The organism is Phreatobacter sp. GW821-FHT04C01, from assembly GCF_059420385.1.
In genome coordinates, this window is record NZ_JBWKTP010000005.1 from 380287 (window position 1) to 405648 (window position 25362).

The following is a 25362-nucleotide window of genomic DNA, read 5'->3' on the forward strand; positions in this document are numbered from 1 at the left end:
CATCGCCGCCGGGCAACCCCGGTCACGCGGCCTCGGCGTTCCGGCGCTTCGCCACGCCGGCCCACCAGCCGCTGAGCGCATGGATGACCGGCATCAGGGCCTGCCCGTCATCGGTCAGCCGATATTCCACCCTCGGCGGCACTTCGGGATAGACCGTGCGCGACACCACGCCGATCGCCTCCAGCTCGCGCAGGTCGAGCGTCAGCATGCGCTGGGAAATCTTCGGCATGTCCCGGCGCAGGTCGCTGAACCGCTTCGGCCCGTCCTTCAGATAATAGACCACCAGGCTGCGCCAGCGCCCGCCGAGCACGCGCATCGCATCTTCGATCGGACATTCGGACAAGCTGACCTTCATCACCCCACCTCAGTATAAAAAATGTAACCGCACAACATTATTGTGCCTTCTTTACAGACAAATCCGGTCACCGCATATCCATCGCGTTTTCCTCGTCGCACAACTCAAAAGGATTTTCGCAATGGAACCGGTTCTTTTCTACGGTGTCCCACATGGTTGCTCGTTCGGCTCGATCGTCGCATTGGAATGGTCGAACCAACCCTATCGTCTTTGCCGAATCGACATGCTGGACAGGCCGAAAGGCTATGCCCGTTTCAATGCGTCGCAGCAGACCCCCGCTTTGCTTCTGGAGAATGGCGAAACCCTTCGCGAGAGCCTGGCCGTTCTGCATCATATCGCCGCATGCGACCTCGATCGGAAGCTCGGTTTTGCCCAGGGCACGCGCGCCTTCGACCGGCTGAACCAGGCGCTGGCCTTCCTCCACACGGAATTGCACGCCGCCTTCTCACCCGCCTGGGGCGCCTTGAAGGTGGCCGACGGCGCGCCGGAGAAAGATATGCTGCGGACCATGGGGCGCAACAAGGCCGCCCATAGCCTGGGACAGCTTGACGTCCTGATGGCCGACCGGACCTGGCTGGTCGGTGACCACAGGACCGTTGCCGACGCCTATCTGGTGGGCATCGCGCGCTGGGCCGAGGATCTCAGCCTGTTCGATCTCGCCCGCGACTATCCGCGCCTGCATGGCTATCTGCAGAGGCTGGAGGCCGACAAGGCGGTGATCTTCGCCCATGCCGTCGAGGACGACCGGCCGGTCGAAAGCAGCGGCCAGTTCCTGAGCCATGTGACGATCGAGGAATTGCTGCCGCGCCTCGGGGCGTGAACGGCACGCACCCGCTCCGCGTGGTGCTGACCAACGGGCTGGTCGGGGTCGGGCCCCCGGCCGGAAGCGAGCTTGATACCGCGTTGCCGGCACGAGCCCCCCGTCCTATTGATGGCGTTCGCCATCGAGATCGTCGCATGCAGCTCGTCTTCGTCCACGGCCCGCCCGCCGCAGGCAAATTGACCATCGCGCGGGACCTGGCCGCACTCACCGGCTTCGCGCTGTTCCACAATCACTTGATCGTCGATGCGGTCGCCGCGGTCTTTCCCTTCGGCAGCGAGCCCTTCGTCCGCTTGCGCGAGGCTTTCTGGCTGGCGACCTTCGATGAGGCCGCCAAGGCCGGCCGCTCGACCATCTTCACCTTTCAACCGGAAGCGACGGTGTCGCCCGACTTTCCCGAACGGACCCGCCGCATGGTAACGGACGCGGGCGGCGAGGTGATCTTCGTCCGGCTGACCGCTTCGGCCGAGATCCAGGACGCCAGGATCGCCAATGCCGACCGTGCCGCCTTCGGCAAGCTGCGCTCGCTTGGCTTGCTGCGCGACCTTCGCGGTCAGTTCGAAGCCGCGGAGGCCGCCATGCCGGCGGCACGGCTGACCATCGATACCGGCGTCACCACGCCAGCCGAAGCTGCGCAACTGATCGCCGGGGAGATCGGTCGCCGAACCTAACCCAGCCGGCCGAAGGCCGGGGCATAGTCGACCTGGCCGGCGCTCGCCGGCAGGGGCGCGCCGAGGGCAAGCGCCATCAGATACGGTCCGGCATAGGGCGAGGCGAAACCCGAGGCGAGCGCGGGCTCGAAACCGAAGCGGCGATAATAGGCAGGATCCCCCAGCACGAAGACGCCCTGCCAACCGGCCGCCGCCGCCTCGGCCAGGCCGTGTCGGATCAGGCTCGCGCCAAGGCCCGCTCCCTGCCGGGCCGGTGCGACCGCAACCGGTCCGAGACCAAGGGCGCGGAATGGCGCTGCCATGGGCGAAAACATGACGTGGCCGACAATGTCGGCGCCATCCTCCACCACCAAGGCGATGGCTGCGTCGCCGTCGGCGCGCAGATCCTCGACGAGGCCCGCCTCGGTTGGTCCGGGAAAGGCCGCTTCGAGGATCCGGCGGATGGCGGCCGCATCGGCCGGCCGTTCAGGGCGAATGATCATGGCCTGCCTCTAGCGCGGATTTGCTAGCGCGGGGAAGTCTCATCGAGCATCTGGCGGAGCTCGGTCTTGAGGATCTTGCCGTAATTGCTCTTCGGCAACGCGGCCATGAAACGATAGGCCTTGGGCCGCTTGAAACGGGCGATGTTGTCGATGCAATGGGCGTCGAGCTCCGCGGCCGTCACCGCTCCCTCGGCATTGGCAACGACGAAGGCGAAGACCTCCTCGCCCCAGTCGGCATGAGGCCGGCCGACGACGCTGACCTCGACTACGGCCGGGTGCTGCAGCAGCACCTCCTCCACCTCGCGCGGATAGATATTCGAGCCGCCCGAGATGATCACGTCTTTCGAGCGATCCTTGAGGAACAGGAAGCCGTGTTCGTCGAACTGGCCGATATCGCCGGTGTGTAGCCAGCCGCCGCGCAGCGCCTGGGCAGTGGCTTCGGGATTGTTCCAATAACCGGCCATGACCACGTCGCCGGTCACGATCACCTCGCCGTTCACGCCCGGCGGCACATCCACCCCGGCCTCATCGACAACCCGTACGCTGACGCCGCTGCGGGCAATGCCGACGGAAGCGAGCCGCTGCTCGCGCCGGCCGTCGCCGGTATCCATGTGCATGTGCGGCGGCAAGTAGGTGATGGTGCACGGTGCCTCGCCCTGGCCATAGACCTGCCAGAGCCGCGGCCCCAGGCGGACCAGCGCCGCCTTGAGGTCTTCGACATACATCGGCGCGCCGCCATAGAAGATCTGGTCGAGGTTCTCGACCTTCAGCCGCGTCATCGCCGGCGAGCCGACGAGGCGATTGACCATGGTGGGCGCCGCGAAGAACGAACTCCCGGGGAAACGGTTGACGAGATCGACGATCTCCTCCGGGTCGAAGCCGCCGCTTTCCGGCACGACATTGGCAGCCCCCCGGACGAAATGGGCGAGCGAAAAGAGACCGGCCGCGTGAGACAGCGGGGCTGGATGCAGCGCCGCATCGCGATCGTCGACCGGCGCGATATCGGCCAGGAAACTCAAGGTCATGTTGTAGAGGTTGCGGTGGCTCAGCATCGCGCCTTTCGGCCGCCCGGTGGTGCCGCTGGTGTAGAACAGCCAGGCGACATCCTCCGGCCGGACAGCGGCCGGCCTCGCGAGACCGCTCTCCGCCGTATCGGCGATCATCGCGACGTGATCCGGACCACCGACCTCGACGACCCGCACGGGCTGACCTGACACGATCGCCCGCGCATCGGCCGCGAGGTCGGGCGTCACGACCAGGACGTCGGCACCGCTGTTCGACAGGATGTAGCCGAGCTCCTTGGGATGCAGCTTGGCATTGATCGGCACGGTGGCGCAGCCGGCGAACCAGGCACCGAACATGAACTCGAAATAGTCGGGGCAATTCGACATATAGAGCCCGACCCGGGCGCCCGGCAGGCAGCCCTCGCCCCGCAGCCAATGCGCGACGCCACGCGCTCGGCCGATCAGAGCGCGATAGCTCAGATGGGTGCGCGCGCCATGGCAGACCGCCGGCCGCTCACCAAAGGCGGCTGCGCTATTCGTCAGGATTTCGGCGATGTTCATGGCGGCTCCCGTCCCTCAGACCGCGCGGGCCTGCCCCTTCCAGAAGGATTCGCGGATATCCTTCTTACGCACCTTGCCCACCGGGCTGCGCGGCAGGCTGTCCCAGAACTCCACGCTTTTCGGCGCCTTGACGCTGCCGACCCGGTCCTTGCACAGCTGGATGATCTCGTCGGCCTCGACCTTGGCGCCGGGCTTCAGTTCGATCACCGCCTTTACCGCCTCGCCCCATTTGTCGTCGGGCACGCCGATAACGGCACAGTCCTGCACGGCGGGATGGCCCCAGATCACCTGTTCGACCTCGCTCGGATAGACGTTGAAGCCGCCCGAGATGATCATGTCCTTCTTCCGGTCGACGATATAGACGAAGCCGTCCTTGTCCTTGAAACCGATATCGCCGGTGTGGTGCCAGCCGTGGCCGGAGACCTCGCGGGTGGCGTAGGGGTTCTTGTAATAGCCGGGCATGACCAGGTTGCCGCGCACGACGATCTCGCCGCGCGCGTCGGGCCCCACGAGCTTGCCGTCGTCATCCATGATGCCCACCGGGGTCAGCAGGGTCTGCCGGCCGCAACTCGCCAGGCGATGTTCGCGTGCCGGGTCGCCGAGCACCAGGTGGTCTTCGGGCGACAGATAGGTGCAGAGCATCGGCGCCTCGGCCTGGCCGAAGGTCTGGCTCATCACCGGACCGAACACGTCGAGGCATTGCTTCAGCCGCTCGACCGACATCGGCGCCGCCGCATAGATGAAATGTTCGAGTGACGAGAAATCGTGGTCGCGCAGGCCCGGATGGGCAAGCAGCACATAGATCGCGGTCGGCGGCAGGAACAGGTGCGTGACGCCCTCGGTCTCGATGGCGGAGACGACCTTGGCCGCATCGAAGCCGGGCAGGATGATCTGCGTCGCGCCGGCCGCCATCAGCATGATGCCGATGCCGCCGGCGGCATGGGTCATCGGCGCGATGACCAGATGAACCGGCGGTTTGCGCGTCGGCATGGCCGCATAGAAATTGGCGATCATGGTCTCCCAGACCAGGTTCGTCCAAAGCACGCCCTTCGGTCGCCCGGTCGTGCCGCCGGACGAGAAGATCGAGATCGGGGCGTCGCGACGCTCCGGAATGTTGGGATCTGTTTCGGCGGCGGCAGTGATGACATCTTCGAGGAAGGGCGCGCCGGCGCCGGCCTTGTCGATGCAGATGTAATGCGCGATCTTCGGGCATTCGCGGCGGAACAGCGCGATATTGTCCTCGAATTCGCTGTGGTAAAAGAGCACCTCGACATCGCAATTGTCGAGAATATAGGCGTTCTCGGCCGGCACGTTGCGGGCGTTGATCGGCACCCAGACATTGGCGCCCCTGATAATGCCCAGCACGCATTCGAAAGCGACGGCGGCGTTCGGGCTATAGACCGCGGCCATGCGCTCGGGCCCGACGCCGAGGCCGTGGATCGCATTGGCGATGCGATAGCTGCGCTTCTGGACGTCGCCGAAGCTGCGCGCGACGGTCGCGTCCTTCAGGCAGAGACGAGCCGGATCGAGCGCGACACCACGGTCGAAGAAATCGATAAGGCGCATGGCGTTCCTCTATCTCTGAAGAATGGTGATACAGGCGGTCGCTTCCTCGATGCCGTGGAAGCCGCCGCCGTTCTCGGCAATGGCAAGACGGGCGCCCTCGACCTGGCGCGGGCCCGCCTCGTGACGCAGCTGGGTGACCAGTTCGTAGATCTGGGCGAGCCCGGTGGCGCCGATCGGATGGCCGCGCGATTCCAACCCACCGGAGACATTGACCGGGATGCGGCCGCCAAGCGTGGTCGCGCCCTCGCGGGCAAGCCGTCCACCCTCGCCGAAATCGCAGAAGCCGAGCAGTTCGACCTGCTGCAGTTCGGCGAAGGCGCTGGCGTCATGAACCTCGGCGACATCGATGTCGGAGGGACCAATGCCGGCGATCGCATAAGCACGGTCGGCGGCACGCCGGCAGAGATGCCGGTCGAACTCCTCAGGGCTCCGGTCGGAGCCGGTCGCCAGCACCGAGGCGGCGATCCTGACCGCACGGCCGGTGAGGCCGAGCTGGCGCGCCTTCTCGCCGGAACAGACGATCGCGGCGGCCGCGCCGTCGCTGATCGGCGCGCACATGGGCAGCGTCAGCGGCCAGGAGATTTCGCGCGCCGCCAGCACCTCCTCCACCGTCATCGGCTGGCGATAATGCGCCTTATCATTGTGCTGGGAATGCCGGTGGTTCTTCGCCGCCACCGCGGCGATATCGGCTTGCGTCGTGCCGAAGCGATGCATGTGGAAACGCGCCAGCGCGGCATAGACGTCCATGAAGACGCTTCGCATGCCGCTGTTCTGGCCAGCGCCCGCCGGCAACGGCAGATCCTTGCCGAGCGCCGTCAGGGTGGCGATGGTGCGGTCGACATTATGGACATCCCAGGCGCCATCGAAGATCGCGAAGGACCGCTCGCGGTCGGCGGCGTTCATCTTCTCCGCGCCGATGGCCAAGGCCACATCGCCCTGGCCCGACTTGACATAGGCATAGGCCGCATTCAGCGCGGTCGAGGCGCTGGCGCAGGCATTTTCGACATTGGTGACCGGAATGCCCTGAAAGCCGAAATCGCGCAGCGCGATCTGGCCGGCGACCAGGTGCTGGCCTTCCACCACCCCTTGCGCGGTATTGGCGAAAAACGCTGCCTCGACGGCGTCGCGCGCCAGGCCGGCATCATCAAGGGCCTCGGTGATCGCGGTCCCTGCCAGCGCCTTCAACGGCGTGTCGAGAAACTTGCCGAAGGCGGTCATGCCGACGCCGACAATATAGACATCCGACATCAGGAGCTCCTCCAAGGCGGATTGCGCGTCTCAGACGCTGATCAGGCTTTCGATGCGTTCGCGATTGGCCTGCAGTTCGCTGGTCGTTCCCGACCAGACCATGCGGCCGTTGTCGATGACGAACTGGCGCTGGGCGAGCTTCAGCGGCACGCGCAGGTTCTGCTCGACCAGCAGGATGGCGACGCCCTCGGCGTTGATCATGCGGATCGCCTCGATCAGCGTCTCGACGATGAGCGGCGCCAGCCCTTCCGTCGGCTCGTCGAGCAGCAGGACCTTCGGATTGGTCAGGAGGCCGCGGCCGATGGCCAGCATCTGCTGCTCACCCCCGGACAAGGTGTCGCCGCCGGACAGCCGGCGCTCCTCGAGCCTGGGAAAGAGGTCGTGGACACGCTTCAGGGTCCACGGGCCGGTTCGCCCCATCACCGTGGCGATGGTCAGGTTTTCCTCGACCGTCAGGTTGGGAAAGATCCGCCGGTTTTCCGGAACGAAGGCAAGGCCGAGCCGGCCGAGTTGATAAGGCTTCATGGCGCTGGCATCGAGACCGCCGACCAGCCGCTGTCCGCGCGCCAAGGGATTGAGGCCGATCGCCGCTTTCAACAGCGTGCTCTTGCCGGCACCGTTACGGCCGATCAGCGAGACCACCTCGCCGTCGCCGACATCGATGCTGGCGCCGTGCAGGGCCTGGGCCTTGCCGTAGAACACGTCGCAATCTCTGAGGACGAGCGCGGTCATGCGTCTTCACCGAGATAGGCCGAGCGGACCGCCGGATTGGCCTTGACCTGATCCGGCGAACCCGAGGCCAGAAGCTGGCCCTGCACCATCACGACGATCGCATCGGAGACCTGCATCACCACGTCCATGTTGTGTTCGATCAGCAGCACCGTACGCCCGGCGACCACCCGCCGGATCAGACCGATCGCCTGTTCGAGCCGGTCGTGGCCGACGCCGGCGAGCGGCTCATCGAGCAGCAGCACACGCGGGTCCGAAAGCAGGGTCAGCCCGACCTCCAGCGCCCGCTGGTCGCCGTGGGACAGGTTCTCGGCCGGCACACGGGCAAGTGATGTCAGCCCGACCTGCTCCAGCACCCGCTCGGCATCCTCCCGAACCCGGGGAAACCGGCCGGCCGGCAGCCAGAACGGCTGGACCCGGTGGCGATGGGCGAAGGCGCCGAGTTCGAGGTTCTCGAGCACGGTCATGCCGGCGAAGATCTTGGTGATCTGGAAGCTGCGGCCGAGCCCGGCGCGGGTGCGCGCGTGAATGGGCAGCCCGGTGATGTCGCGATCGTCGAGAAAGACCTTGCCGCCGCTGAGCGTGGCATGGCCCGACAGAGCGTTCATCAGCGTCGTCTTGCCCGCGCCGTTCGGACCGATCAGGCCGTAGAGCCGGTTCGGCTCGAAGGCGAAGCTGACGCCGGCAACCGCCTTCAGGCCACCGAAGGCCACCTGGATATTTTCGCAGCGAAGGGAGCCGCCGGTCATCGCACGCCCCCCTTGTCGCGGCGGCCGGCGAACAGGCCGGCAATGCCGTTGGGCAAAAGGATGGTGCAGAGGATGAAGATCAGCCCGAGAATGCCGTACCAGTGCTGGGTAACCTGGCTCAGCTCCTCCTTCAGAAGCTCGAACACCGCGACCCCGAGCACCGGCCCGAGCAAAGTGCCCTTGCCGCCGAGCAGGGTCATGATCAGGACGTCCCCCGACGTCGTCCAATGCAGCATTTGCGGGCTGATATAGAACATGAGCGAGGCCAGCAGCGCGCCGGCGATACCGGCATAGGCCCCCGAGATCATGAAGGCGCATTGGCGCAGACGCTGGACGTTGAAACCGATCTGGTCGGCGCGCACGGCATTGGCCTGGATCGCGCGCAGGGCCTTGCCGAACGGCGAGGCGCGCAGCAGCGCCATGACCGCGAGGCCGGCCAGGAACACCACGATCAGGAAATAATAGAAGGTGCGGTTGTCGTAGAAATCGAGGCCGAAGAGATCCGGCCGCGGCACGCCGGGCAAGCCGTCGAGCCCGCCGGTGAAGGCGCGCAGCTTGGTGCTGGCCAGGATATAGGCGAGCTGGGCGAGCGCCAGCGTCAGGAGCGAGAAGAACAGGCCCGAGACGCGCAGCGCCAGGATGCTGAGCACGAAGGCGAAGGCGGCCCCCGCAAGCCCCGCGCCGGCCAGCGCCGGCATGAAACCGAGGCCGGCCTTGGTCATCAACAGGGTCAAGGCATAACCGCCGGCGCCGAACAGCGCGGCGTGGCCGAAGGAGAGCATGCCGGCGAGGCCGAAGATCAGGTCGAAACCGACGGCGAACAGACCCCAGATCAGGATCAGGCTGACCAGGTTGAGGCTTTCTTCGCTGCGGCTGATGAGCGGCACCAGGATCATGCCGGCGATGACGGCGGCCATGATGAACTGGCCGAGACGAGAGGAGATCATGCCGCGCGTCCTTTTCGGCTGAACAGCCCGGCCGGCCGCGTCAGCAGCGTGACGATGAGCAGCGTGAAGGTGATCAGGTCGACCCATTCGGCGGCATAGGTAAAGCCGATCGCACGCGCCATGCCGAGCAGCAGGGCCGCGAAGATCGCGCCACGGATGCTGCCGAGGCCGCCGATGATGACCACCACGAAACAATCGATGATGACGCTGAAGCCCATGCCGAGCTCGATCGGCACGAGCGGCGCCGCGATCACGCCACCGAGGGCGGCGAGCCCCGAGCCGAGCGCGAAGACCAGGGTGCGCACCCGCGACACATTGATGCCGAGCGTCTCGGCCATGTCGGAATCGGAACTGGTGGCCCGGATCACCATGCCGTAGCGGCTCTTGTCGATGACCAGGAACAGCAGCGCCGAAACGGCGGCGCCGAAGACGATGATGAACAGCCGGTAGGACGGGATCTGGCTGCCGAACAGGGCGACCGGCTGGGAGAACAGGTCCGGCGTCGGCACCTGCTTGTAGTCGAGGCCCCAGACCAGCCGCACGGCCTCCTCGATGACCAGGATGAAACCGAAGGTCAGCAGCAGCTGGTAGACGTGATCGCGGTCATAGACGGGTTTGAGCGCCAGCCGCTCCATCGCCGCGCCGAGCACGGCCACGACCAGCGGCGCCAGCGCCAGGCCGATCCAGAACGAGCCGGTCCATTGCACGATCTGGTAGCAGACATAGGCGCCCAGCATGTAGAGCGCGCCATGGGCGAAATTGATGACGCCGAGCATGCCGAAAATGAGCGTCAGTCCCGCCGCGAGCAGGAACAGAAGGAAACTCAGGCTGAGGCCGATGACGATGGTGGACAAGCGATAAGCCCTGGAAAGGCGAAGCCGAAATCAGGCAAACATGTCGAGGCCCCGACGCACGGCCAGGAGACGCGCGGCGGACGAGCCGCCGACCGGCCTCGGGACGAGCGGAGCGGCCAAGGCCGCTCCGCGTCGCGGGATCACGAGCAGGCGTCGAACAGGTTCGCCGGCTCGAAGACATTGGTGATCTTCATGGTCAGCGGCGGCAACGGCGCCTGGCCCTCGGTGACGACGCCCCAGAGCCCGACCTGGGCGGCCTGGTGGTCGCAGGCGCGCATGGTCTTCCGGCCTTCCAGCGAATTCTCGCGGGTGCTGGTGGCGAAGGCATCGACCCAGCGCTCGCGGTCCCAGGACTTGGTGGCTTCCACGACGTCCAGCCACCAGCTGATGCCGTCATAGGCCTCACCGGCGAAGCTCGAGGGGAACTCGCCATATTTGGCGCGATAGGCCGCGACGAAGGTCTTGTTGGCCGGCGAGTCGTAGCTGAAATGGTAGCGCACGCCGGAATAGACACCGACGGCGGCGGGGCCGACGGCGGCGGCCAGCGTCTCGTCCTGCAGCACCGGGCCGAACTGCACCTTGGTCCGGCCGAGACCGACCTGGCCGGACTGCTTGAGGAAGGTCACCGCGTCATTGCCGGTGACGAAGACCGCGATGCCGTCGGCGTCGGACTTGGCCATCTTGTCGACGATGACCGAAAAGTCGCGATTGCCCAGCGGCGCGAAATCGATGCCGACAATGGCGATGCCCAGCTTCTCCGCCTCGGTCTGGAACATGGTCCAGCCGTCACGCGTCGCCTGATAGTCGGCGGCGACGCCGTAGATCTTCTTGAGCCCCCTCACCTTGGCGAATTCGAGCGACATGCGGATTTCCATGCCGAGCGTGTTGGAGGTGCGGAAGGTGTAGCGCGAGCCGTTGACGCGGGTGATCTTGTCGTCGGCGGAGATGGTGACGAGCAAGGGCACCTTGCGCTGATCGGCGAGGCTCTGCAGCGCCAGCGTCGAGGCCGAACCGACCGCGCCGAAGATCATCTGCGCGCCGCCGGCGAGCAGCCGGGTCGCCTTCTGCACCGCCGGCTGCGGCTTGGTCTCGTCGTCTTCCCAGGAGACGCGGATAGGCTTGCCGAGCACCTTGCCGCCGCGATCGGCGATGGCCAGCTCGACGCCCTGGCGCATGTCCTTGCCGATGATGCCATAGGCGCCGGAAAATGCCAGGATGCCGGCGATATGGAAGTCCGCCGGCTCGGCGGCATAGGCCGCCGTCGCCGGCACGCCGGTCGACAAAGCCGCGATCGCGGCGTTCCGCATGAAGTGACGACGGTCCATTTCTGGCCTCCCGAGCTGGTCCGGCCATGCAAGGGCTGGACGTGTCTTTTACTTGCCGGTAGGTCTAAGATTACTCTCGAGTAGGAGTCAATCGGCCGGTTGGCCGATACCGACGGCAGGACCAGCCGCGCCACGCTGGCCCGATGTCGCATTATGCGGCAGAAGGTCGCGCGGTAGGATCGCGACCGGACAAGAAGGAGCCGACATCCCATGGGGGGAGCGAGACGAACAGCCACGGAGACGGCAGGCGACAAGGCCGTTCTTTGGCGCAGCGCAGATCTTCGCCAGGAACAGCATGACAAGAAGCGCCGGCTGATCCTGGTGACGGCGGCGCGCATCTTCACCGATCTCGGCTTTCACAAGGCGACGATCGACCATATCGCGGCGGCGCTGAAGGTCACCAAGCCGACGATCTATTATTACATCGACAGCAAGGAAGACATTCTGTTCCAGATCACCAGCCAGGCGCTGGCCGATCTGGACCAGGCCCTGTCGGAGGACAGCGACACCACCTTGCCGGCGATCGAACGCCTGGAGCGATTCTGCCGCATCTATGGGCGGATCATCCTGACCGATTTCGGCATCTGCCTGGCCGTCGTCAGCGACCGCTCGCTGAGCCCGGAATCACGCAAGAAGCTGCGTCAGCTCAAGAAGGAGTTCGAGACGCGGGTGCGCCGCATCGTCGACGACGGCCGCAAGGACGGCAGCATCCAGGTCGATGACGCGCGCATGTTCAGCTTCGCCTTGTTCGGAGCGATCAACTGGGCGCCGCAATGGTATTCCGGATCGGGGGCGCTGAGCGCCGACGAGATCATTTCGTCGATCCTGGCGATCTTTCGAAAGGCCGCCGCCGACGGCGTAGCCCCTCGTCCCCTTCCCACGCCCTGACCGGCGCCGTCAGGCTTACCCCGATCAAGGCCGCAGCGCGGCCAGGACCTCCTCCGCCGCGCGCAGCCCGGAGGCCCAGGCCCCGTGGGCGGTCGAGAAGGCCGTCGGATGGGTCGCCTCGCCGGCCCAGAACAGCCGCCCCTCGGTCGGCGCGGCCAGCACGGCGCGCGCGCCGGCATGCATCGGCAGGGCATGGGAATAGGCGCCGAGCGCCCAGGGATCACGCAGCCATCCGGTCTCGGCGATCGGCGTCAGGCGCTTGACGAAATCGCCGCCCATCAGCGCCTTCAGTTCGTCGAGCGCGAAGGCGGTGATCGCGCCGTCTCCGGCGGCCTCCAGCGCCCGGGCATGGCGACCGCCGACAAAGGCCTCGATGAAGGGACGGCCATAGGGCCGGACGTGGAAACTCGCCGTCTCAGCCCGGTCGGTGCGGCCGAAGAAATGGCTGCCTTCGGCCACGGACTCGGGTTCGGCGAGGGCAAAGAAGGCCTTATCGGCAAGCCCGAGCGGCAGGTGCCCGGCGGCTTCGGCCTTGCCGTCGAGCGCCGGCGAGAACCGGATCCGCTGCTCGGCAAGGTGCGGCGTCGGCACGGTGACGATGACCGTCCGGGTGTCGATCTCGCCCTTGGCCGTGCTCAACCGGATCGGCCTGCGGCTATGGTCGATGTGCTGCACCGCGCAGCCGGGCTCGACCGTCACCGCCGCGCCGAGCGCCGCGATCGCGGCGCCATAGCCCGCGCGCACCCGATAATTCACCTCGGTGTCCTGATAGGTGGTGTAGTCGAGCACCGAGACATGCTCGAATTCGGCGCCGTTGTAATAGGAACTGACCGCATTCATCAGCGGGTTCCAGCGATTGCCCGGTTCGAAGAGATCGGCGGCCGGCCGGTCTATTCCGGTCCGCGCGGCCGCATCGATGCGCATCTCGAAGGCATCGAAGGCCTCGGCGAACAGCTGCTGGTCGGCCACCGAAAAATGCTGCTCGCCGGACTGCCGCTGCCAGGCCGCCGGCGTCCGGTCGAGCTCGAACCCCAGGCCTTCGATCATCGGTACCAGCGGATTGATATCGGCCGAATGCAGCCAGCCGCAGCCGAGATCGACCGGGAAGCCGGCATCCGGTGCCGGCACCAGTCGCACCGTCTCGGCGCGCCCGCCGATGCGGTCCCGGGCCTCGACGACCAGCACTGCGAGCGGCGCCGCCGCCAGCCTGACAGCAGCTGCCAGGCCGGCCGCGCCGGCGCCAATGATCACCACGTCGTAATCGGATCGCATGGACATTCTGCTGCTCTTGCATATCGGGCCGGCCAAGGGAGCGGCCTGCCCTGGATAGATAGCGAGGTTGTCATTGCGGCGCAGCCGGGCGCGGCACGGGCGCGGACGAAAACCAGACATGCGGATAGATCGCCGTGGCCGTTTCATCGGGCGCCCGCTCGGCGGTCAGCCAGGCGGACCGGGTCGACCAGGCTGCCGCGCTGTCGGGCACCTTGCTGCATGCCTCCGCACTTGATGCCCCGACACAGGGAATGAACCAGGCCGGCATCAAGGGCTCGACGGCGAAGGCGCTTCCGATACGCCTGACGATCACGGCCAGCGCCACGCTCTGGGACGGTCGCCAGGGAAAGATCATCCGGCCATGAGGGCGCAGCGCCTGGAACCAGGCAAGCGGCGGCGCGGCGACACCGGCATTGACATAGATGATATCGGAGGCGGGGATCGCGCGCCTCGTCGCATCGCCCGTCGTGACGGAGACGGCCTCGAACGGCTCGAGATTGCGTGTTGCCCTCGAAGCGAGGTCCGGATCGATCTCGAAAGCCTCCACCTTGCCGCCGGGCAGGGCCAGCATCGACAGGATCGCGGTGTAATAGCCGGTTCCAGCGCCAATGTGGCAGATGACGTCGCCGCCCTGGGGCGCCACGGCGCCGATCCAGGCGGCGTGCAGGAAGGGCTCGCCGTTGTTGATCCCCTTCGCGGCGTCCAAAGCCACGAGGGCGTTCTGGTAGAGGTAGGCCGGGTCGGCGCTCGGCGTTACGATATAGCGACTGCCGACCATGATCTGCCACGGACCGGCCGGGACGAAGGCTTCACGCGGCACGAACTCGAAGATGCGCTCGAGCCGCGGGTCGGCAGAGTGGCTCGCCACGGCCATCAGCCGGGCATGGAATTTCCGGATCTCGTCCAGGCTCGCACGTGCACGGCTCACGATCGCCTCGTCTCTTGCTGATCATCGGGTAGGCGATCATGCGCGACTTCTTCGTGACAGGCACGCGGTCACATAGCGCGGTGTCCGGACGGCAGGCGCTATCGGTGCAGCCATGCGTCGCCGCCAGATGACATTGCGACCAACCGGACCGCGGCGACTCGCGCCCACATGCAGTCGCAAAGCTCATGACAGAATGCACAAATTCGCATGCTAAATGTCTAGAGGCCGACAGTTCAAATCTTTAACTGTAAAATGTCCGACATTGTCAAATTCAATACTTATCACAAACTCGTGATTGTTGTGTGTTACACGGAAAATCTGAAGCTTAATTATTGACTCGACGACAGTCATTGCTGATTTCTCTCCTGTCCTTAGCAACAGGAGGGAGCAAATGGCTCACCAGATCCGCAAGTCCTCGGTCGTCGCCGCGTCCCTGGCCGTCGCCGCCACGCTCATGTTCGCACGCGGCGCCGAGGCCCAGTCGGCCACGTCGTCACGGCGCGCCGACGTCGGCGTGCAGCGGCAATGCCACGAGGCGGTTCAGCGCCGCCTGCCCGGCAGCGACACCAGCACGACACTCGAATACAACAAGAACGCTCTGTATTTCTCCTGCGTGCAGAACGGCGGCTCGATCCCCGGATCGAACTGAGGATCGCGCGGCGCCGGCCCTTCCGCCGCCAGCACCGGCAGCACGCAACGAAAGCCGCCTACGGGCGGCTTTCTCTTTTTCGGAGAGCGTTTCGAAGCGCGCTGGCGCGGAATGCCGTATCGCGCGCTGATCGAGGCTTGCCTCGATCAGCTTCGCCCAGGGCAAGGCTCGGCGGCCGCGCCGGCCGTGGTCAGGAGCCCTGACCGCCGATTTGGCTGAGCTTGGCGGCATCAAGGACTTCGATACCGCCATAACGGCGGCGGATCGCGTCCTGCTTCTCCAGCTTGCCGAGAAGCTGGTTGACCGTCTGGCGCGACAGGCCGAGCATCAACGCCAGTTGCTCCTGCGACGCGGTGAGAAGCGCACGCTGGTCCGTCGGGCGGAAGCCATGGCCTTCGAAGATCGCCAGGATACGCCGCGCGACGCGGGTGAGGCTCGACCCCGACTTGGAGTCCTCGATGGCCTTGAAGGCCACGCGCGTCTTCAGGGCCGTCAGCAGGCCCATGTCGCGCCAGTAGCGTGGCTCACGCTCCAGGATGGACTTGATGGCTTCCTGGGGGATCTGGATGACGGTTGCCGGCCCTTCTGCCCGTGCGTCATGGGTGCGCAGGCCTTCGTCGAACAACTCCATCTCGCCGAACCAGTAAGGCGCCTCGATGATCGCCAGGATAGCTTCCTTGGTGCCCTCGCCGCCGCCGCCGATCAGCAGCCGGCCGTCGACGAGGCAAAAGAGGCCGGTGGCCGGTTCACCGCGACGGGCGAGATAAGCGCCGTCGGCAATCTCGACGATCTGGGAATGCTCGATCAGGCTGTCCTGCAAACCCGGCGGGCAGGCCTGAAACCACGAGTTCTGTTGAAGGATTTGGCGTATGTTGACGAAATTGATCCGCATTGCACGGTCCCCGATATCCTGCCAGCAACCGCTGGATATCCAGAGCCGAGCCATCGCTTGCGATGACCAAACCGAGCCGGACGCCCCAACAGCCGCAACCAGACCCACCGGACTAATCCGGCAGGCTGCCTTCGAACGATGGGACCACGCCTATCCGGTCGTTCGCGGCTCTCACTTAGGCAGTGCCGGGCCGCTCCGCCACCCCCCTGGACGACCAGCGAATGACGGCCCACAGGCGACGACGATCACATCCGCGGCATCGACACCGGCCCGAAACCGCAGCATTTTGTTTCAAGCCGGTCTTTTTGAGCGGCCGCGCCGCATGTTTCGCGACATCGTGACGTGCCCGCGGTCAAGCTGAAACAAGATGCGGCAAAGCTCCGTCCCGGGTCGCAGCACCTGCATCCAAGGCGGATTGGCCGCGAACGCGCCTGGGGTCGCCCGCCGGCAAGGCGGGCGACCTTTGCGTTGCGCGGCCGGACGTCGGCCGAGCCTCCGGCCGGCGCGGCGCTCAGGCGCCGGCGAACTTGATGTTGGTGTCGAGGAACTCGTTGGTCGCGGCCTTGGCCGGGTCGAGCGGCCGGACATCCTCGAAATAGGCCCGCACGAGTTCGTAATCGTCCTTGATCCGGTCCTGGTTGAACGCGCCGAGCGCCACCTGGGTGGTCGTCGGGTCGCGCATCAGCTCCAGGATTCGCTTCCACTGGTCACGCTGGTTGGCCTCGTCGAGGCCGGAGACGGAGGCCAGAAGCGCCTTCAGGCCCGGCCCGATATCGGCGATGCAAGCGGCGAAGGCGCGCTGAGAGACGCGGACGAAATTGCGCACCACATCCTTCTTGGCCGCCAGGAAATCGTCATTGACGATGACCGAATTGCCATAGGGGTTGAGGCCGATATCGCGCCAGGCGAGGAAGCCTAGATCGGCGCCGAACTCGCGCAGCTTCAGGTCGTGCTCATTGTAGAAATCCGAGGTGATGTCGATGGTCTTGCCGCGCAGCGCCTGGATCTTGGCCTGCGGACTGACATTGACGAAGCGCACCGAGGCCGGATCGATGCCGACCTTCTTGGCGAAGGCCGGCCACATCAGCCGCGAGGCGTCGCCCGGCGGATTGCCGATCGAGCGTCCCGGAAAATCCTTGGCGCCGGTAATGCCGCTCGACTTCAGCCAGTAGAAGCCTTGCGGCGAATTGGCATAGACCACCATGACCGCGGTGAGCTTGCTGCCGCGGCTCTTGGCGAGCAGCGCCGTCGCCATGTCGGCAATACCGATTTCCGAGCTGCCCGCGGCAACCCGCTGGGCGGCCGCCCCCGAGCCCCGGCCGGTCTCGATGACGAGATCGATGCCGGCCTCGGCGTACCAGCCCTGCGCTTTGGCGTAATAATAGGGCGCGTGATCGGCGGTCGGCGTCCAGTTGAGCACCAGATTGATCTTTTCGGCCGCGCTCGCGCGGTGCGGCAGCATCAGGCCGGCCCCGGCCAGGCCGCCGAGCACGGTCCGGCGCGTCACGCCATGAAGCATTTTTGTCATTGCATTCCTCTCTGTCATCGCATCGTCAGCGGATCGACGGCATCCCGACCCTCATCATCGCCGCCTCGGCCATGGCCCATTTCGGCATGCCCGGCCCGGCCGTCGTCATGGCCGCAGCCGGCTGCCATTCAGGCGACCACCCGCATTGTCATGACAAAATCGCGGCTTGGCCAGGGCGCAGTTGCCAGTGCGTCAATCCGCAACGGGGGTATCGCCCCCGATGCGCCCGGCATTCGCGTCCAAGGCTTTGCCTGTCGTCATGCGGCATGCCGGTCAGCGCCCCCCCCATGCCGCTCAGTCCCGACCCTTTCGCGCCAATCCGCCGACGTTCCGGCGTCAGGGCTAATAGGTCCCTGTCCGCACCTCGAAATGGGTCGCCTTGCCGAGGGTTCCCATGCCGCGCGCCAGCCAGTCCGCCGTCCAGTCGATCATCGCGTCGACCGGTACCTCCGGATAGCCGAACAGCCCTTCCGCGAGGCTGGTATCGGCAACCCAGGCGGTCGGCGCCTCCTCTTGACGCAGTATCGGCGCCTTGTCGAAGCGGCGTCCGAACGCCAGCGCCAAGGCGCGAATGCTCAGCGTCTCGGGACCGGTGATGTTGAAGGGAACGCAAGGCACCTGTCCGTGCCGCAGCGTGCGCAAGGATTGACTGCAGGCGTCGCCCTGCCAGATCACGTTGACATGGCCCATCGAGAGATCGATCGGCTCGCCACGGAGCACCTTCGATCCGATGTCGTGCAGCACGCCATAGCGCATGTCGATCGCGTAGCTCAGACGAATGATCGAGCCCGGCGACTGATGCTGTTGCGAGAAATGCCGGAAGACGCGCTCACGCCCGACGCATGACATGGCATATTCGCCTGGAGGGCCGAGCTCGTCGGTCTCGCGCGAACCGCCATTCAGGACGGGTGCAAACGGATAGACGCAGATCGTTGAAAACACGACGCAACGGCTGCCCGCGAAATGGTCCGCGACCATGCCCGGGACATAGGCGTTCATGGCCCAGGTCAGATCCTCGCCGCCGGCCGATCCGAATTTGCGGCCCGCCATGAAGACGATGTTCTTGACCTTGGGCAGCGCCGCGATGTCCTCGCGCTTGAGCAGGTCCGCGGAGATCGTCTCGATAGCGTGCCTCTCGAGATAGCGCTTGCTTTCCGGATCGCTGAAGCGCGCGACGCCGATGACGCGGCGATCCGGCACCGCCCGCTTGGCCATTCGCGCCAGCGTCGGCCCCATCTTGCCTGCAACCCCAATGATCATGATGTCGCCATCCACCGCCTGAAGATCGGCGATCAGGCCGGCTGACGGACGCGACAGAAATTCGTCCAGCATTTCGACGTCGTCGAAGCGCACCGGCCGGCCGTCCGGTCGCGAGGCCGGCGCGTCGCGCCGGCTCTCCTGGCCGCGTTCCGACGGAGCCGATGCCGCCCCCGGGGTTTCTGATTTCTGGGTGGTCATTCGCTGTTTCTCCACGTCACCGACGTCACATCGATCGCAGGCGGATATCCTCGGCGGTCATCCCTGCATGGGGCTTTCATTGGTCTCGACATCGGCATCGAAGACGGCCGTGAGCATGGCCAGGTAGTCGTCTTCGCGCGCCGGGCGCGGGTTGGTCTGCGCGCTGACATCATCGGCGGCCATGCTGGCCATCCTCGGCAGGATGGCGTGGCTCACGCCCATCGCCCGCAAGGTCGTCGGCAGGCCCAGGCGACGGGTCAGTGCGGCGAACCATTGCGCGAGATCTGCGTCGGCGGCGAGGCCGAGCGCCCGGCGCATGCGGCCGTACTTGTCACCGACGCTCGGCGCGTTGAAGCGCAGCACCGGCGGCAGCAGCACCGCGTTGAGCGTGCCGTGGTGCAGCACCGGAGACCGCAGCGTCCCGAGCGAATGGCTGAGCGCATGCACCGCGCCAAGCCCCTTTTGAAAGGCGAGGCCGCCCTCCAGCGAGGCCATCATCATCTGCCAGCGCGCCTCGACATTCGCGCCGTCGTCGCAAGCCTTGTCGATCCAGGCGCTGGCACGGGCCAGGCCGTCGAGCGCGATGGCATCGGCCGGCGGGTTGATCCGCGGCGAGAGGAAGGTTTCGACGCAATGGGCGATGGCATCCATGCCGGAGCCGGCGGTCATGCCCCGCGGCAGTCCAAGGGTCAGGAGCGGATCACAGAGGGCCAGTTTCGGAATCAGATGAGGACTGATGACCGCGCGCTTGTGGCCGTCATTCATCACGATCACGGCTGCCCGGCCAACCTCGCTGCCGGTTCCCGACGTGGTCGGCACGGCGATGACCGGTGCTGCCGCGGAGGTGATGCGGTCACTGCCTCCCGTGAAGGCCGCATAGCCGATCAGGTCGCCGCCATGCGTTGCCTTCAGAGCGACGGCCTTCGCAAGGTCGATCGGTGATCCGCCACCGAACGCAACGATTCCGTCGCATCCCCCCTCACGGTATTGCCGCGCCGCCATGTCGACGGCGGCTTCGGTCGGGTTGGGCGGCGTATCCGCATAGAGGCGCTCGTCCGGGACGACGCCCAGAACCTCGGCGAGGCGGTCCATCAGCCCCGCGCGCATGATGCCCCGGTCGGTGGCGATCAGCGGACGGGACACGCCAAGCGTCCGCAGCTGATGGCCCAGCTCCAGCAAGGCTCCATTCTCGAAACGGACCGTGGTCAGATAGGAGATGATCGTCATGACGTGACCCTCGCCGGTCGCCGGACAGTGTCAGAGCGCGGACAGCCGGTCGGCCATCGAGGGCGGCGCCCAGTCCGCCTTGATATTGAGGTCGGCGAGAATGACCTGGGCGGCATTGTACCCGGGCAGGCCGGTAATATTGCCGCCGGGATGGCTGCTCGAGCCGCAGAGATAAAGTCCAGGGAGATGGCCGCGATAGTGTCCCGCACCGCGGAACGGACGGTCATAACCGATCTGCCCCTTGGTGAAGGCGCCGATGAGCAGGTCGCCCTCGCGCATGTTCGGCAGGCAGCGCTCGACATCGAGCGGCGACCGCGTGAACGACCCCATCACGGCATCGGCGAGATTGGGCGCGTGACGGGTCCAAAGGCCGAGCATGTCGCGGCCGTGGTCATTGCGCACCCGGTCCCAGTTGCTTGCATCGCCGTTGAGGCGATAGGGCAGCTTTTCCCACATGAAGGCCGTGTGCTTGCCTTCGGGTGCCTGGCTCGGGTCGAACACCGTGGGACAGGCCCCCCACATGACCGTGGGCGGCATGGTGCCGGCCTCGTGATGCCGGACGATGTCCGGGTACTGGTCGACATGGTCGAGCCCCATGATCACCATGAAGGCGCGGTCGAGTTCCGGTCGCTCGGCGGCAAGGGCGTAGCGTGGCGCTTCGCGCAGATTGAGGTTCAACGCGAACAGCGGCGCGATCAGATTGTACTGAAACTGCTCGGCCTGCTCGCGAAACCCGCTCGGCAGCACCATGGGATCGAGCAGATCCAGGAACGTCTGATGGGGATTGAGCGCGGAGGCGACGAAATGCCGGGCGCGGATGACCTCACCGCCCTGGGTTTCAATGCCGACGGCCTTGCCCCCCTCGACGATGATCTTCCTGGGTTCGGTCAGGACGCGGATCTTTCCGCCCGCCTCGCGGACCGCGCCTTCGAGCGCACGGGCCAGTGCCGCAGTGCCGCCGCGCGACATCTGCGCCTTCGACGGGCTCGCCAGCAAAGCCGCGATATGATGCCCGAAGCCGCGCACGCGCAGGTCGACTTCGCGAAGGCCATTGAAAAAGAGCAGGCCGGCCTGGATCACCGGGCTTTCAAATTCCCGATGAACGAATTCGAGCGGCGACAGCGCGCTGACCTCCAGGAGCCGGCGTCCGGCCGCGCTACGCTGAAGCAAGGCCACGCGTTCATCCGGCGGCAGCGGCGGAGACCTGCCCTCCCATGCCAGGATGTTCTGCACGACCGGCACGAATTCTTCGTGCCATCGCACCAGCGTCTCGGCGTCGCGCTTGCTGAACTGCGCGAAGGACTCGACGGTCTTGCGGAAGTCGGTCCACCACTCCAGGGCGCGGCCGTCCTTCGTCAGGAGAACGACATTCAGCTCCGGCTCGATATAGACCGCGCCGTGGCGCTCGAGTTCGAGATCGGCGTACCAAGGCATCGCCGTGATGGCGCGCTGAAAGAAGGCGTGGGTATTGTGCAGGAAGCCGGGGAAGCTCGGGTCTTCCATCGTGCTGGCCCCGCCACCGACGACCACGCGGCGCTCGACGGTCAGGACATCGAGACCGGCCTTGGCGAGATAGGCCTGCAGGATGAGGCTGTTATGGCCTCCGCCAAGTATGATGCCATCGTAGACCGTGGTCATGCAACCCTCCCCCGAAGTCGTGTGAGCATTCAGCCCTTGAGGAAAAAGCTAACATCGGCGAATCTGCACGTCAACTAGATGGTTGGTTGATTGTGAAACTGACGTTGACGTGAGCCACTGGATTCCCCTCGACTTTTCCGGCGGCGAAGGTCGCGGCCTGCGCGCCGACCTTGCCGATCGCCTGAGCCCGACCGGCCATGCGCGCCTGCGAGCGATCTTCGACAATCTCAGGAAAAGCGGGAGCAGGCCTGGCACGCCCGGATCATGCGGGTGGCGGCCAGCGGCAAGGCGCGGCGGCGGCCATGCTTCGCCGACGCCGAAAGCCCGGCAAGATCGACACACTTGACGACGGCGCCGGGGCCGCGGCCTTCGTAAACGCGTCGAGGCGGATCACTGCCGACATCCGCCCGCAATCGGGAGGGATCAACCAGTTGGTTGCACGCCGCGAATTGTCCGATGCCTCAATCGGCGGCTGAGCCTTTCGGCGCGGAAGTTGGAGCCGCCACCCAGGCGTAGATTTCCCACAGATGCCCGTCGGGATCACGGAAAAAGCAGCAGCGGGCACCCCACGGGAAGTCGCGCGGGGGCGCATCGAAGGCGACGCCACCAGCCGAAAGGCGACCGTGGAGACGATCCACCTCGTCGGGCGAATCCATCAAGAGGCCGGCGAAGTTGCGGGCGCTGGTGGACAGCGACACGCCGCTCAACGCCGTCTGCGCGATCATGGCATCGCATTGCCAGAGTGCGAGCGAGATAGCCCCGGCATCGAACTTCGCGAAAGTCGGGCCGTCCACGGACAGAGGGAAGCCCAGTGTGTCGCGATAGAAGGTTATCGCGCGATCGAGATTCTCGACCGCCAGACAGATGTCGGCGAGACGGATCCTGCTCATGGCGGTGCCTTCAGCATTCGGCGAGATTGACGGCGAGGCCTCCGAGCGAGGTCTCCTTGTATTTCGACTGCATGTCGCGGCCGGTCTCGCGCATGGTGGCGATGACCTTGTCGAGCGAGACGACATGGGTGCCGTCGCCCTGCAGGGCGAGGGACGCGGCATTGATGGCATTGACCGTGCCGAAGGCGTTGCGCTCGATGCAAGGCACCTGGACCAGGCCGCCGATCGGATCGCAGGTCATGCCGAGATGGTGCTCCATGCCGATCTCGGCGGCGTTCTCGACCTGCTCGTTCGTGCCGCCGAGCACCGCCGCCAGGCCGGCCGCGGCCATGGAACAGGCGACGCCCACCTCGCCCTGGCAGCCGACCTCGGCACCCGAAATCGAGGCGTTCATCTTGAACAGCGCGCCGATCGCCGAAGCGGTCAGGAGGAAGCGCCTGATACCCTCGGCATCGGCGCCCCGGCAATGGTCGCGGTAATAGCGCAGCGCCGCCGGCACGATGCCGGCCGCACCATTGGTCGGCGCGGTGACGACCCGGCTGCCGGCGGCATTCTCCTCGTTGACGGCAATGGCATAGAGACTGAGCCAGTCCATCACCTCGTGCGGCGCGCGCGTATTGGAACCGGCGGCGGCATCGAGCTTGCGTTTCAGCGCCGGCGCCCGGCGGCGGACATGCAGGCCACCGGGCAATTCGCCCTCGGTGACCATGCCGCGATCGATACAGGCCATCATGACGCTGGCGACCCGGTCGAGATGGGCCTCGACATCCGTCGCCGGACGCCGGCTCACCTCATTGGCCATGACCATGTCGGCGATCGTCAGGCCGGCGGCGGCGCCCATGGCCAGCAGGTCGCGGCCGGAACGGAAGGGATAGGGAACCGGCCCGCCGGTTTCGACCTGGGGCTCGCCGATCGCCTCCTCGCGCAGGACGAAGCCGCCGCCGACCGAGCACCAGCGTTCGCTCGCCAGCACCACGCCCGCGCCGTCCAGTACGGTGAAGGCGAGCGTGTTGGGATGAGACGGCGTGGCGCTGACGCCGTCGAAGACGATGTCGTCGGCGGCATCGAAGCGGATCGCCCGGCGGCCGGCGAAACGCAGCTCATGCCGGTCGCGAACACCCGCCACGATGCTCTCGGCGGCGTCGGGATCGATGGTATCGGGCGCCTCGCCCGCCAGCCCCAGGATGACCGCCTTGTCGGTGCCGTGGCCCTTGCCGGTCCAGGCGAGCGAGCCGAACAGGTCGGCGCGGACACGTGCGACACGCGGCAGCAGGCCGGCGCCCGCGACGGACGCCGCGAAGGCGGCGGCCGCCTTCATCGGCCCGACCGTGTGCGAGGATGACGGACCGATGCCGATCTTGAACAACTCGAAGACGCCGATCATCGTGCCGCCCGCTGTCTGAATATGAAAACCGTCAGGCGCGCTCGTCGCGCCCCGCGCCCGGCAATTGCCGGACAGGGGTCGCGACGGAGCGCCTGTTATCGACCTGCACCGCCCCGATTCCCGCGCCGCCGCAACCTCGGCCATGACCGGCTCCGCAGCGGCATTCCCGCGTCCGCAGCGGACCCTCGGTCAACCGGGGTCCGCCATGGCGCATCGATCCGCTGGGCACGGGAAGCCGCGGGTGAGCGTTCGTCTCGTTGCGAACAAGTCCCTCAGGAACCGACGAACTTGATGCTAGTATCGAGGAACTCATTGGTCGCGGCCTGGGTCGGGTCGAGCGGCCGGACATCCTCGAAATAGGTGCGCAGGAGTTCGTAATCTTCCTTCAGTCGATCCTGGTTGAATGCGCCGAGCGCCACGTCCGTGGTCGTCGGATCACGCATCAGTTCGAGGATCCGCTTCCACTGGTCCCGCTGGTTGGCCTCGTCGAGGCCCGAGACCTGGGCGAGCAGCACCTTCAATCCCGGTCCGATATCACGGGCACAGGCGGCAAAGGCGCGCTGCGAGACGCGGACGAAATTGCGTACCACGTCCTTCTTGCGGGCAAGGAAGTCGTCGTTGACGACGACCGAATTGCCGTAGGGGTTGAGCCCGATATCACGCCAGAGCAGGAAGCCGAGATCGGCGCCGAACTCGCGCAGGATGATGTCGTGCTCGTTGTAGAAATTGCTGGTGATGTCGATGGTCTTGCTGCGCAACGCCTGGATCTTGGCCTGAGGACTAACGTTGACGAAGCGGACCGAGGCCGGGTCGATGCCGGCCTTCCAGGCAAAGGCCGGCCACATCAGGCGCGCCGCGTCGCCCGGCGGATTGCCGATCGAGCGACCAGCGAAGGTCTTCGGGCCGGCAATGCCGTTGCTCTTGAGCCAATAGAAGCACTGGGGCGAATTTGGGTAGACCGCCATGACCGCGGTGAGCTTGCCGCCACGGCTCTTGGCGAGCAGCGCCGTCGCCATGTCGGCAATGCCGAGGTCGGAGCCGCCGGAGGCAACCTTCTGGGCGGCGGCACCGGAGCCGCGACCGGCCTCGATGACCAGATCGATGCCCGCCTGTTCGTACCACCCCTGGGCCTTGGCGTAAAAATAGGGCGCGTGATCGGCGTTCGGTGTCCAGTTCAGCACGAGATTGACTTTTTCGGCCGCGCTCGCGCGGCGCGGCAGCATCAAGCCGGCGCCGGCAAGGCCGCCGAGAAAAGTCCGGCGTGTGGCGCCTCGGATCATTTTTGTCATTGTGTTCC

24 protein-coding genes are annotated in these 25362 nt (G+C 66.1%); 4 read left to right on the forward strand and 20 right to left on the reverse strand.

Annotation, left to right across the window (positions count from 1 at the left end):
* Positions 1 to 22 precede the first annotated feature (22 nt).
* A complete protein-coding gene (locus tag AC07WJ_RS21135; protein ID WP_494936613.1) occupies positions 23 to 355 on the reverse strand; it encodes a winged helix-turn-helix transcriptional regulator in 333 nt (110 codons plus the stop codon).
* Positions 356 to 476: 121 nt separating this feature from the next.
* Here AC07WJ_RS21135 and AC07WJ_RS21140 point away from each other — a divergent pair, with 121 nt between their 5' ends.
* On the forward strand, positions 477 to 1175 hold the full coding sequence (locus AC07WJ_RS21140) for a glutathione S-transferase family protein (protein ID WP_494936614.1): 699 nt from the start codon (positions 477 to 479) through the stop codon (positions 1173 to 1175).
* A gap of 137 nt (positions 1176 to 1312) precedes the next feature.
* Positions 1313 to 1846 (forward strand): P-loop nucleotide/nucleoside kinase family protein, encoded by a 534-nt coding sequence (locus AC07WJ_RS21145; RefSeq protein ID WP_494936615.1) that lies wholly within the window; start codon positions 1313 to 1315, stop codon positions 1844 to 1846.
* Here AC07WJ_RS21145 and AC07WJ_RS21150 read toward each other — a convergent pair.
* The 9 genes from AC07WJ_RS21150 to AC07WJ_RS21190 form a co-directional block, all read right to left on the reverse strand.
* A complete protein-coding gene (locus tag AC07WJ_RS21150; protein WP_494936616.1) occupies positions 1843 to 2328 on the reverse strand; it encodes a GNAT family N-acetyltransferase in 486 nt (161 codons plus the stop codon). The genes AC07WJ_RS21145 and AC07WJ_RS21150 overlap by 4 nt on opposite strands.
* 23 nt (positions 2329 to 2351) lie before the next feature.
* The gene (locus AC07WJ_RS21155; protein ID WP_494936617.1) at positions 2352 to 3893 is read right to left on the reverse strand and encodes an AMP-binding protein; all 1542 of its coding nucleotides are present in this window, start codon (positions 3891 to 3893) and stop codon (positions 2352 to 2354) included.
* A 15-nt stretch (positions 3894 to 3908) separates the two neighbouring features.
* Positions 3909 to 5459: an AMP-binding protein gene (locus AC07WJ_RS21160; protein WP_494936618.1), complete on the reverse strand. Its 1551-nt coding sequence runs from the start codon at positions 5457 to 5459 to the stop codon at positions 3909 to 3911.
* Positions 5460 to 5468: 9 nt separating this feature from the next.
* On the reverse strand, positions 5469 to 6707 hold the full coding sequence (locus tag AC07WJ_RS21165; RefSeq protein WP_494936619.1) for a thiolase family protein: 1239 nt from the start codon (positions 6705 to 6707) through the stop codon (positions 5469 to 5471).
* A gap of 30 nt (positions 6708 to 6737) precedes the next feature.
* On the reverse strand, positions 6738 to 7439 hold the full coding sequence (locus AC07WJ_RS21170) for an ABC transporter ATP-binding protein (protein WP_494936620.1): 702 nt from the start codon (positions 7437 to 7439) through the stop codon (positions 6738 to 6740).
* Complete coding sequence (locus AC07WJ_RS21175; RefSeq protein ID WP_494936621.1) at positions 7436 to 8185, reverse strand: ABC transporter ATP-binding protein; 750 nt, start codon at positions 8183 to 8185, stop codon at positions 7436 to 7438. The genes AC07WJ_RS21170 and AC07WJ_RS21175 overlap by 4 nt, the downstream gene beginning before the upstream one ends.
* Entirely contained in the window at positions 8182 to 9132 is a 951-nt protein-coding gene (locus tag AC07WJ_RS21180) for a branched-chain amino acid ABC transporter permease (RefSeq protein ID WP_494936622.1), read from the reverse strand. Before AC07WJ_RS21180 ends, AC07WJ_RS21175 begins: the two co-directional genes overlap by 4 nt.
* A complete protein-coding gene (locus AC07WJ_RS21185) occupies positions 9129 to 9986 on the reverse strand; it encodes a branched-chain amino acid ABC transporter permease (RefSeq protein ID WP_494936623.1) in 858 nt (285 codons plus the stop codon). The genes AC07WJ_RS21180 and AC07WJ_RS21185 overlap by 4 nt, the downstream gene beginning before the upstream one ends.
* Before the next feature lie 140 nt (positions 9987 to 10126).
* The gene (locus tag AC07WJ_RS21190) at positions 10127 to 11311 is read right to left on the reverse strand and encodes an ABC transporter substrate-binding protein (protein ID WP_494936624.1); all 1185 of its coding nucleotides are present in this window, start codon (positions 11309 to 11311) and stop codon (positions 10127 to 10129) included.
* Between the two features lie 210 nt (positions 11312 to 11521).
* Here AC07WJ_RS21190 and AC07WJ_RS21195 point away from each other — a divergent pair, with 210 nt between their 5' ends.
* Entirely contained in the window at positions 11522 to 12199 is a 678-nt protein-coding gene (locus tag AC07WJ_RS21195) for a TetR/AcrR family transcriptional regulator (protein ID WP_494936625.1), read from the forward strand.
* Between the two features lie 24 nt (positions 12200 to 12223).
* Here AC07WJ_RS21195 and AC07WJ_RS21200 read toward each other — a convergent pair whose 3' ends face one another.
* Both AC07WJ_RS21200 and AC07WJ_RS21205 read right to left on the reverse strand, forming a co-directional pair.
* On the reverse strand, positions 12224 to 13477 hold the full coding sequence (locus tag AC07WJ_RS21200) for a flavin monoamine oxidase family protein (RefSeq protein ID WP_494936626.1): 1254 nt from the start codon (positions 13475 to 13477) through the stop codon (positions 12224 to 12226).
* Positions 13478 to 13541: 64 nt separating this feature from the next.
* Positions 13542 to 14399 carry a protein-L-isoaspartate O-methyltransferase family protein gene (locus tag AC07WJ_RS21205; RefSeq protein ID WP_494936627.1) on the reverse strand — a complete coding sequence of 286 codons (858 nt, stop codon included), beginning with the start codon at positions 14397 to 14399 and terminating at the stop codon, positions 13542 to 13544.
* Positions 14400 to 14790: 391 nt separating this feature from the next.
* Between AC07WJ_RS21205 and AC07WJ_RS21210 the strand changes: the two genes are divergently transcribed.
* Positions 14791 to 15048 carry a hypothetical protein gene (locus AC07WJ_RS21210; RefSeq protein WP_494936628.1) on the forward strand — a complete coding sequence of 86 codons (258 nt, stop codon included), beginning with the start codon at positions 14791 to 14793 and terminating at the stop codon, positions 15046 to 15048.
* 190 nt (positions 15049 to 15238) lie between these two features.
* Here AC07WJ_RS21210 and AC07WJ_RS21215 read toward each other — a convergent pair whose 3' ends face one another.
* The 8 genes from AC07WJ_RS21215 to AC07WJ_RS21250 all read right to left on the reverse strand — a co-directional run bounded on the left by AC07WJ_RS21215 (position 15239) and on the right by AC07WJ_RS21250 (position 25354).
* Complete coding sequence (locus AC07WJ_RS21215; RefSeq protein ID WP_494936629.1) at positions 15239 to 15940, reverse strand: Crp/Fnr family transcriptional regulator; 702 nt, start codon at positions 15938 to 15940, stop codon at positions 15239 to 15241.
* A gap of 511 nt (positions 15941 to 16451) precedes the next feature.
* Positions 16452 to 17402, reverse strand: coding sequence for an ABC transporter substrate-binding protein (locus AC07WJ_RS21220; protein WP_494936829.1), 951 nt, complete (start codon positions 17400 to 17402; stop codon positions 16452 to 16454).
* A gap of 408 nt (positions 17403 to 17810) precedes the next feature.
* Entirely contained in the window at positions 17811 to 18926 is a 1116-nt protein-coding gene (locus AC07WJ_RS21225) for an NAD-dependent epimerase/dehydratase family protein (protein ID WP_494936630.1), read from the reverse strand.
* Between the two features lie 57 nt (positions 18927 to 18983).
* Positions 18984 to 20153 carry a 4-hydroxybutyrate dehydrogenase gene (gene gbd, locus AC07WJ_RS21230; RefSeq protein ID WP_494936631.1) on the reverse strand — a complete coding sequence of 390 codons (1170 nt, stop codon included), beginning with the start codon at positions 20151 to 20153 and terminating at the stop codon, positions 18984 to 18986.
* Positions 20154 to 20183: 30 nt separating this feature from the next.
* Positions 20184 to 21791 (reverse strand): phytoene desaturase family protein, encoded by a 1608-nt coding sequence (locus AC07WJ_RS21235; RefSeq protein ID WP_494936632.1) that lies wholly within the window; start codon positions 21789 to 21791, stop codon positions 20184 to 20186.
* Between the two features lie 461 nt (positions 21792 to 22252).
* Positions 22253 to 22681: a VOC family protein gene (locus tag AC07WJ_RS21240; RefSeq protein ID WP_494936633.1), complete on the reverse strand. Its 429-nt coding sequence runs from the start codon at positions 22679 to 22681 to the stop codon at positions 22253 to 22255.
* Between the two features lie 10 nt (positions 22682 to 22691).
* On the reverse strand, positions 22692 to 24065 hold the full coding sequence (locus tag AC07WJ_RS21245) for an L-serine ammonia-lyase (RefSeq protein ID WP_494936634.1): 1374 nt from the start codon (positions 24063 to 24065) through the stop codon (positions 22692 to 22694).
* Positions 24066 to 24337: 272 nt separating this feature from the next.
* Complete coding sequence (locus AC07WJ_RS21250) at positions 24338 to 25354, reverse strand: ABC transporter substrate-binding protein (RefSeq protein ID WP_494936635.1); 1017 nt, start codon at positions 25352 to 25354, stop codon at positions 24338 to 24340.
* Positions 25355 to 25362 lie beyond the last annotated feature (8 nt).